This window comes from Mesorhizobium sp. M2A.F.Ca.ET.039.01.1.1, from assembly GCF_003998035.1.
GTDB lineage: Bacteria > Pseudomonadota > Alphaproteobacteria > Rhizobiales > Rhizobiaceae > Mesorhizobium.
In genome coordinates, this window is record NZ_RZRY01000383.1 from 1 (window position 1) to 6,107 (window position 6,107).

The 6,107-nt window shown below is 63.5% G+C and carries 6 protein-coding genes; 5 read left to right on the plus strand and 1 reads right to left on the minus strand.

Going from position 1 to position 6,107, the window contains the following annotated elements; translation table 11 throughout:
• The first annotated feature begins 89 nt into the window (after positions 1-89).
• The 3 genes from EOA24_RS24450 (at position 90) to ligD (ending at position 4,076) form a co-directional block, all read left to right on the plus strand.
• Complete coding sequence (locus EOA24_RS24450; protein ID WP_127258129.1) at positions 90-596, plus strand: ferritin-like domain-containing protein; 507 nt, start codon at positions 90-92, stop codon at positions 594-596.
• A 114-nt stretch (positions 597-710) separates the two neighbouring features.
• Positions 711-1,571, plus strand: coding sequence for a Ku protein (locus EOA24_RS24455; RefSeq protein WP_126080291.1), 861 nt, complete (start codon positions 711-713; stop codon positions 1,569-1,571).
• 9 nt (positions 1,572-1,580) lie between these two features.
• Positions 1,581-4,076, plus strand: a complete 2,496-nt coding sequence (gene ligD / locus EOA24_RS24460) for a DNA ligase D (protein ID WP_126080290.1) — start codon at positions 1,581-1,583, stop codon at positions 4,074-4,076.
• A 322-nt stretch (positions 4,077-4,398) separates the two neighbouring features.
• Here the strand turns inward: ligD and EOA24_RS24470 are convergent, their stop codons facing one another.
• On the minus strand, positions 4,399-5,073 hold the full coding sequence (locus EOA24_RS24470; RefSeq protein WP_126080289.1) for a winged helix-turn-helix domain-containing protein: 675 nt from the start codon (positions 5,071-5,073) through the stop codon (positions 4,399-4,401).
• A 271-nt stretch (positions 5,074-5,344) separates the two neighbouring features.
• On the opposite strand from EOA24_RS24470, the gene EOA24_RS24475 reads away from it, so the two are divergent.
• Positions 5,345-5,713, plus strand: coding sequence for an NIPSNAP family protein (locus EOA24_RS24475; protein WP_126080288.1), 369 nt, complete (start codon positions 5,345-5,347; stop codon positions 5,711-5,713).
• A complete protein-coding gene (locus EOA24_RS24480) occupies positions 5,710-6,054 on the plus strand; it encodes an antibiotic biosynthesis monooxygenase (RefSeq protein WP_126080287.1) in 345 nt (114 codons plus the stop codon). The genes EOA24_RS24475 and EOA24_RS24480 overlap by 4 nt, the downstream gene beginning before the upstream one ends.
• The last annotated feature ends 53 nt before the right edge of the window (positions 6,055-6,107 follow it).

The window sequence follows — 6,107 nt, forward strand, 5'->3', positions numbered from 1 at the left end:
ATCCGCAAGGGCCGGGATGAACCCGGCCATGTTGACGGCTGTCCGCCGCGCAACTTCCCGACAATGCGAAACATGGAAAGGCAACCGCCATGGGCTTCTTTTCGAAAGACATCAAGACGCTGGACGATCTCTTCATCCACACGCTGCGCGACATCTATTATGCCGAGAAGGAGATCGAAAAATCGCTGCCGAAGATGATCGACAAGGCGACCGATCCGCAATTGAAAGCCGGCTTTGAGAAGCATCTCACGCAGACCAAGGGTCACATCGAGCGGGTCGAGCAGGTGTTCGAGCTGCATGGCGTCAAGGCCAAGACCGTCAACTGCCCGGCCATCGACGGCATCCTCGCGGAGGCCGACGAGGTGAGCGGCGATGTCGACGACAAGGAGGTCCTCGATGCCGCGTTGATCGCCTCGGCGCAGGCCGTCGAGCACTATGAGATAACGCGCTACGGCACGCTGATCGCGTGGGCCAAGCAGCTCGGCCGCAGCGATTGTGCCAATGTGCTGGCCAAGAACCTCAAGGAAGAAGAGGCGACCGACCGCAAGCTCACCGAGATCGCCGAAAGCAAGGTCAACCTGCAGGCGGCCGAGTAGCTGCTGATAAGGCCGGCGCATGGCGTCGGCCTTCCCGTCCCCGGGAACCGAAGCGGCGTTCCGGCCGTTTCGGTTTGTCCGATGTTGCCCCCGATGCTGCAAGGAGTGTTCGTCATGGCGCCGCGCCCCGCCTGGAGCGGTTATCTCAAGCTTTCACTGGTCACCTGCGCCATCCAACTGAGCAACGTCGTCACCCACGCCGAAAAGGTGTCCTTCCACATCCTCAACCGCAAGACCGGCAACAGGGTCCGGCGTGTCTATGTCGACCAGAAAAGCCAAAAACCGCTGGAAGAGGATGAGGAGGTCAGGGGTTTCGAGGTCGGCAAGGACGACTTCATCCGCATCGAGGACGAGGATATCGAGGCGGTGCAGATCGAATCCTCGCACACGCTTGATCTCGACGGCTTTGTCGACAAGGCTTCGATCGATCAGGTCTATCTCGACACGCCCTATTATGTCTCGCCGGCAGACAAGGTTTCGCAGGAGGCCTTCGCCGTCATTCGCGATGCGTTGGCCGAGAAGAAGATGGCCGGCCTCGCGAGCATCGTGCTTTATCAGCGCGAACGCCCGGCGATGATCGAGCCGTTCGGCAAAGGCATGCTGCTGACGACGCTGCGCTACGGAGACACGGTGCGCGAAGCATCCCAGATCTTCGCCGATATCCAGTCCGCGAAGCTGGACGGCGAGATGGTCGGGCTGGCCGAGACTATCATAGACAAGAGGAAAGCGAAGTTCGACCCTGCAAAGTTCAGGGATCGCTACGAGGAATCGCTGCTCGAGCTGGTCCGCTCCAGGAAGGCCGGGAGAAAAGCGCCGAAGGCCAAGGCATCGCCGAAACCGTCCAATGTCGTTAACCTGTTCGACGCGCTGAAGAAGAGCCTCAACGCCGACGACGGCAAAGCCGGCAAGGCATCGTCCAAAGCGCCGGCGAAACGAACGAAGGCCAAGGCCGCGCCGAAGCGCAAGTCCGCATAGGAGCACGCAATGGCGAGCCTCGAACAATATCACGCCAAGCGCGACTTCAAGAAAACCGCCGAGCCGGCCGGTAAGGTAAAGCGCGGCAAGCAGGGCGGCGGCATCTTCGTCGTCCAGAAGCATGCCGCGACGCGGCTTCATTACGATTTCCGCCTGGAGCATGACGGCGTGCTGTGGAGCTGGGCGGTGACGCGCGGCCCGAGCCTCGACCCGCATGAGAAGCGGCTGGCCGTGCATGTCGAGGATCACCCGATCGACTACGCCTCCTTCGAAGGCACCATTCCGAAGGGCCAGTATGGCGGCGGCTCGGTCCTGGTCTGGGACGAAGGCAGATGGGTGCCGGATGGCGATCCCGCTCAGGGCATGAAGAAGGGCCATATCGACTTCGATCTCGAGGGCCACAAGCTCAACGGCCGCTGGCATCTGGTCAGGCTGAGGCCGCGCCCCGGCGAGAAGCGCGACAACTGGCTGCTGATCAAATCCGACGATGCTGCCGCCCGTCCTGGCGAGGACATCCTCGAAGAAGAGCCGAAATCGGTGAAATCGGGCCTCACCATCGAAGAGGTTGGCGAAGGCAAGGCGGCCAAGGGGCAGACACCGAAAGTCTGGCAATCGGACAGGCCTGCCAAAGCCAAGGCCGGCCAGGCCCGGCGGCTCGAATTCATCGAACCGCAGCTGGCGACGCTGGAGAAGGAAGCGCCCACCGGCGACGACTGGCTGCATGAAGTGAAATTCGACGGCTATCGCATGCAGGCGCAGATCGAAGGCAGCGAGGTCAGGCTGCTCACCCGCGCCGGCCTCGACTGGACCGGGAAGTTCGAGGGGCCGGTCACCGCCGCGCTGGCCAAATTGAAATGCCGCGATGCCATCATCGACGGCGAGGTCGTAGTGCTGGCCGACAGCGGCGTGTCGTCCTTCCCGCTGCTGCAGGCGGATCTCTCGGCCCGCCGCGCCGACCGCTTCATCTATTATGTGTTCGACCTGATGCGGCTCGACGGCGAGGATCTGCGCCGCGAGCCGCTGGTCGAACGCAAGCAGGCGCTGGCCGAACTGCTGGGCCGGCAGCCCGAAAATTCGGCGCTGCGCTTCAGCGACCATTTCCACGAGCCCGGCAAGGTCATGCTGCAGCATGTCTGCCGCATGGGTCTGGAAGGGGTGGTGTCGAAGCGCGCCGATGCGCCCTATCGCAGCGGGCGCGGCCTCACCTGGATCAAGTCGAAATGCACGCTCAGGCAGGAATTCGTCATCGGCGGCTATCTGCCTTCGGACAAGACGGGCCGCGGCCTGCGCTCGCTGCTGGTCGGCTTCAATGAGGGCGGCAAGCTGCACTATGCCGGCCGTGTCGGCACCGGCTTTTCCGGCAAGGTGATGACGGATCTGAAAAAGAAGCTCGATCGCCTCGAGGCGAAGACATCGCCCTTCTCGGCCGCGGTGCCGAAGGGCAAGGGGCTCACTTTCGTCAAGCCCGAGCTTGTCGGCGAGGTGGAGTTCCGCAGCTGGACATCCGACCGTATAATCCGCCACGCCTCGTTCCAGGGGCTGCGCGAGGACAAGCCGGCGGAGGAAGTCGTGCAGGAAAAGCCGAAAAAGGCCGAGAGCCAGCCAAAGCCGGGCGCAAAGACGCCCTCAAAGCCTTCGGCCGGAACGGCGAAGACATCGATAAAACTCTCTCATCCCGATAAGCTGCTGTGGCCCGACGAGAAGGTTTCGAAACAGGACCTGCTCGACCACTACGCGCTGGTGTGGCCGCGCATGGAGCCGTTCGTCGTCAACCGGCCGCTGAGCCTCGTGCGGGCGCCGGACGGCGTCCACGGCCAGCGCTTCTTCCAGAAACACGCCTCACCCGGCATGAGCGACAAGATCGCCAGGATGAAAGATCCGACCGATGGCGAGCAGATCCTCTACATCAAGGATTTCGACGGGCTGGCGGCGCTGGTCCAGTATGGCGTGGTCGAGGTCCACATCTGGGGCTCGACGATCGATGCGCTGGAAAAGCCGGACCAGATCATCTTCGACCTCGATCCGGATGAAGGCGTCGATATCTCCAAAGTGCGCGAGGCGGCGCTCGACATCCGCAAGCAGCTCGACGAGCTGTCGCTGCCGAACCTGGTCAAGACCTCCGGCGGCAAGGGCTATCATGTGCTGGTGCCGCTGAAGCCCTCGGCGGAATGGGACGAGGTCAAGGACTTCGCCCACGACTTCGCCCGTGCGCTGGAGCAGGCGGCGCCCGACCGCTACACGGCGACGCTGTCCAAGAAGGCCCGCACCGGAAGAATCTTCGTCGACTATCTGCGCAACGGCCGCGGCTCGACCACCGTCGCGCCCTATTCCTCGCGCGCCAAGAAGGGCGCGACTATATCGATGCCGGTGACCTGGCCCGAGATCGAGAAGGGCCTTGCGCCGAATGCCTTCCCGCTTGGGGACGAGACGACGCTGGCACAGCTGAAGAAGGCCGATCCGTGGAGGGAGTTCTTCAAGCTGGGGAAGGCGTTGAAAAGGGGGTGATCGCGGGCAAGACCCAAGGTCGCTTATGCCGAGATCCTTCGCCCCCCTCTCTGTCCTGCCGGACTGCGCGGCCCTTCGCTGTCGCTCAGGGCTTTCGTCGCTCGGAAAGCCAAGCAATTGGCTTTCCGTCCATTGCGCGGACCGCTCCTCAACCTCCTCAAGGGGGAGATTGGCAGCTTTGGCGCGGCGCCTCTTCTGCAACGTTGACGATTAGCGAAAGAGAGCGTGACATCCGATCTCCCCCCTTGAGGGGGAGATGCCCGGTAGGGCAGAGAGGGGGGCCTCGCGCCAGCATTGCGAGGCTGTCGTTAGTGCGCGCCCCCTAGGACAGAAACACCCTTTCGAACTCCCGCTTTCCTCCGGGCGAAAACACCACGGCGCGGCTGTCCTTCTCGCGGCGGGCCCATTTCTCGGCGATGATCCTGTCTAGGATAGCGGCCCCGAGCGTGCCGGCGAGATGGGATCGCCGCACGCTCCAGTCGAGGCAGGCGCGGCACACCGGCCGCCGCGCCTTGGCCTGGATCTCGATGCCGAGCGCGGAAAAATGCGAGGCGCCGGCTGACGAGAGGCGGATCTCGTTGTCCTCGCGCAGCAAAAGCTTCCTGTCGAAGAGCCGGTCGAGCATCGCCACCGCCTGCTCGCCGGCGAGGTGGTCGTAGCAGACCCGCGCCACGCGCATGGCCGCGTCGCGCGGTCCCGGCCGCACCCGCTTCGGGCCGACCGCCTCGGCGACGCCGATGATCGCCTCGATCATGCCGGCCACCTGCGCGCTGGCCAGCCCGTAATAGCGGTGACGGCCCTGGCTGGCCAAGGTCAGCAAGCCGCCTTCCATAAGCTTGGACAGATGCGAGGAAGCCGTGGGCAGCGACACGCCGGCTTCCAGCGCCAGTTCCGACGCCGTCAGCGCCGTGCCGCCCATCAGCGCGTTCAGCATGTTGGCGCGGGCCGGGTCGCCGACCAGGCTGGCGATGCGGGCGATATCGGGTCCTTCACGCATGGTTCGATCCTCATCGAAGCATTCCCGTCAGGGAAGCATTATTCTGGGGTCATCTCAAGCAGCCCGGGCAAACACTCCTGACAGGAGGATGCCTAGAGCATGATCCCGAAAAGTGGGAACCGGTTTTCGGAAAAGATCATGCTCCAACAAAGAGTTAGAGCAGGATGACGATTCGACGAAACGTCATCCTGCTCTAGCACAGAGCCGCCAGCGATGTTTCGATCACGGTCGAAGCATCGATGTGCGCAAGCCAACCGACGAGGAGACCGACATGACCATCACCTGCTTCATCCGCTACGAGATCGACCCGTTCGGCCGGGCGGCCTTCGAGCAATATGCGCGCGCCTGGGGCCAGGCCATTCCGCGCTGCGGCGCCGAGCTAATCGGCTACTACGCGCCACATGAAGGCTCGTCCACCACGGCTTACGCCGCCTACAACATCGAAAGCCTCGCCGCCTATGAGGCCTATCGCGCCCGGCTTGCCGCCGACCCCGCGGGCAAGGCAAATTACGAGTTCGCCAGGCGCGAGAAGTTCATCTTGAAGGAAGATCGCGTCTTCCTGAAGCTGGTGTCGGGGCCGCATGGTCCAAGGCAGCTCTTTCGCACCCACGTGACCGTCAAGGAAGGAATAGAGGCATGATCGCTGTCATCTTCGAGGTCGAGCCGGCGGAAGGAAAGCGCGATGCCTATCTCGGCATCGCCGCCGAGCTCAGGCCATTGCTCGAGAGCATCGACGGCTTCATCTCGGTCGAGCGCTTCCAGAGTCTGACCGATCCGAAGCGCATGCTGTCGCTGTCCTTCTGGCGCGACGAGGAAGCGGTGAAAGACTGGCGCAACACCGAGGAGCACCGCCAGGCGCAGCAGGCCGGACGCGGCGGCATCTTTGCCGGCTATCGTCTGCGCATCGCCCAGGTCGTGCGCGATTACGGGCTGACGGAAAGGGCCGAAGCGCCGGAAGACAGCCGCGCGGCGAACGGGTGAGCCTTCGTCCGCGATCGGAGGAGAAGCGGAGGGCTGCTATCACAAACCGGTGA

Bases quoted from the DNA above. Each gene is read 5' to 3' on its own strand.
- EOA24_RS24450 (WP_127258129.1), top strand. From the start codon at position 90: ATGGGCTTCTTTTCGAAAGACATCAAGACGCTGGACGATCTCTTCATC.
- EOA24_RS24455 (WP_126080291.1), top strand. From the start codon at position 711: ATGGCGCCGCGCCCCGCCTGGAGCGGTTATCTCAAGCTTTCACTGGTC.
- ligD (WP_126080290.1), top strand. From the start codon at position 1,581: ATGGCGAGCCTCGAACAATATCACGCCAAGCGCGACTTCAAGAAAACC.
- EOA24_RS24470 (WP_126080289.1), bottom strand. From the start codon at position 5,073: ATGCGTGAAGGACCCGATATCGCCCGCATCGCCAGCCTGGTCGGCGAC.
- EOA24_RS24475 (WP_126080288.1), top strand. From the start codon at position 5,345: ATGACCATCACCTGCTTCATCCGCTACGAGATCGACCCGTTCGGCCGG.
- EOA24_RS24480 (WP_126080287.1), top strand. From the start codon at position 5,710: ATGATCGCTGTCATCTTCGAGGTCGAGCCGGCGGAAGGAAAGCGCGAT.